Below are 2,197 nucleotides of genomic sequence, written 5' to 3' on the forward strand. Positions count from 1 at the left end.
ATTGCTCTTTGAAAACTAAACAAACAAGCGTCAACAAACAATAATATGATGGTCACTGACCATCAGCCAACGTTTTATTTGATGAGCTAATCACTCACTCTTTTATGGAGAGTTTGATCCTGGCTCAGGACGAACGCTGGCGGCGTGCCTAATACATGCAAGTCGAGCGGACAGAAGGGAGCTTGCTCCCGGAAGTCAGCGGCGGACGGGTGAGTAACACGTGGGCAACCTGCCTGTAAGACTGGGATAACTTCGGGAAACCGGAGCTAATACCGGATAATCCTTTCCTTCACATGAAGGGAAGCTGAAAGACGGTTTCGGCTGTCACTTACAGATGGGCCCGCGGCGCATTAGCTAGTTGGTGAGGTAACGGCTCACCAAGGCAACGATGCGTAGCCGACCTGAGAGGGTGATCGGCCACACTGGGACTGAGACACGGCCCAGACTCCTACGGGAGGCAGCAGTAGGGAATCTTCCGCAATGGACGAAAGTCTGACGGAGCAACGCCGCGTGAGCGAAGAAGGCCTTCGGGTCGTAAAGCTCTGTTGTCAGGGAAGAACAAGTATCGGAGTAACTGCCGGTACCTTGACGGTACCTGACCAGAAAGCCACGGCTAACTACGTGCCAGCAGCCGCGGTAATACGTAGGTGGCAAGCGTTGTCCGGAATTATTGGGCGTAAAGCGCGCGCAGGCGGTCCTTTAAGTCTGATGTGAAAGCCCACGGCTCAACCGTGGAGGGTCATTGGAAACTGGGGGACTTGAGTGCAGAAGAGGAGAGTGGAATTCCACGTGTAGCGGTGAAATGCGTAGAGATGTGGAGGAACACCAGTGGCGAAGGCGACTCTCTGGTCTGTAACTGACGCTGAGGCGCGAAAGCGTGGGGAGCGAACAGGATTAGATACCCTGGTAGTCCACGCCGTAAACGATGAGTGCTAAGTGTTAGGGGGTTTCCGCCCCTTAGTGCTGCAGCAAACGCATTAAGCACTCCGCCTGGGGAGTACGGCCGCAAGGCTGAAACTCAAAGGAATTGACGGGGGCCCGCACAAGCGGTGGAGCATGTGGTTTAATTCGAAGCAACGCGAAGAACCTTACCAGGTCTTGACATCCTCTGACAATCCTGGAGACAGGACGTTCCCCTTCGGGGGACAGAGTGACAGGTGGTGCATGGTTGTCGTCAGCTCGTGTCGTGAGATGTTGGGTTAAGTCCCGCAACGAGCGCAACCCTTGATCTTAGTTGCCAGCATTCAGTTGGGCACTCTAAGGTGACTGCCGGTGACAAACCGGAGGAAGGTGGGGATGACGTCAAATCATCATGCCCCTTATGACCTGGGCTACACACGTGCTACAATGGATAGAACAAAGGGCAGCGAAGCCGCGAGGTGAAGCCAATCCCATAAATCTATTCTCAGTTCGGATTGCAGGCTGCAACTCGCCTGCATGAAGCCGGAATCGCTAGTAATCGCGGATCAGCATGCCGCGGTGAATACGTTCCCGGGCCTTGTACACACCGCCCGTCACACCACGAGAGTTTGTAACACCCGAAGTCGGTGGGGTAACCTTTTGGAGCCAGCCGCCTAAGGTGGGACAGATGATTGGGGTGAAGTCGTAACAAGGTAGCCGTATCGGAAGGTGCGGCTGGATCACCTCCTTTCTAAGGATATAGTCTTTTAGGACTATCGGAATGCGAACCTTCGGGTTCGTAAGTTGACTGCTTGTTTGTTTAGTTTTGAGGGAGCAATTCCTCAAAGCTGTCTAGCTACAGCGTCTAGACCCTCGAGGTCGCTTCGGTCCGTCCGATGAAGTCAAAAAACGACTTCAACTGCCGGCCCTCCAGCGCTTGTCGGGTCTGAACGAGACGCTTTTTTGTTCCTTGAAAACTGGATAATCGTAATGTAAGAAGGCAAAGAAAGAACCGAGTATCGCCATTTTAGTTTTTCTCTCTTTTTTAAAAAGAGTAAACCTCAATTATGAGGTGAATCAGCAGCGAGAAGGTCGAGGAAGCAAGCGAGCGAAGATCGGAGCGTACTTTTCGTACGTGAGGATCTTCAGAGAGCGCGGCTGACGAAGAGATTCGACGCTGATGATACACCGAATGGTTAAGTTAGAAAGGGCGCACGGTGGATGCCTTGGCACTAGGAGCCGATGAAGGACGGGACTAACACCGATATGCTTCGGGGAGCTGTAAGCAAGCTTTGAT

General features: G+C 52.8%; 1 protein-coding gene and 1 rRNA gene. One reads left to right on the top strand and one right to left on the bottom strand.

Translation table 11 applies throughout. The annotated features are described in order from the left end of the window. Nucleotides 1-101: 101 nt before the first annotated feature. Nucleotides 102-1,651 (top strand): 16S ribosomal RNA (locus BQ5796_RS03155). A 326-nt stretch (nucleotides 1,652-1,977) separates the two neighbouring features. Here the strand turns inward: BQ5796_RS03155 and BQ5796_RS18365 are convergent. Continuing rightward, on the bottom strand, nucleotides 1,978-2,197 hold a 220-nt coding region (locus BQ5796_RS18365; RefSeq protein ID WP_234969295.1), incomplete at its 5' end, for a hypothetical protein.

It is taken from the genome of Bacillus massilinigeriensis, assembly GCF_900111815.1.
Lineage (GTDB): Bacteria > Bacillota > Bacilli > Bacillales > Cytobacillaceae > Mesobacillus_C > Mesobacillus_C mediterraneensis.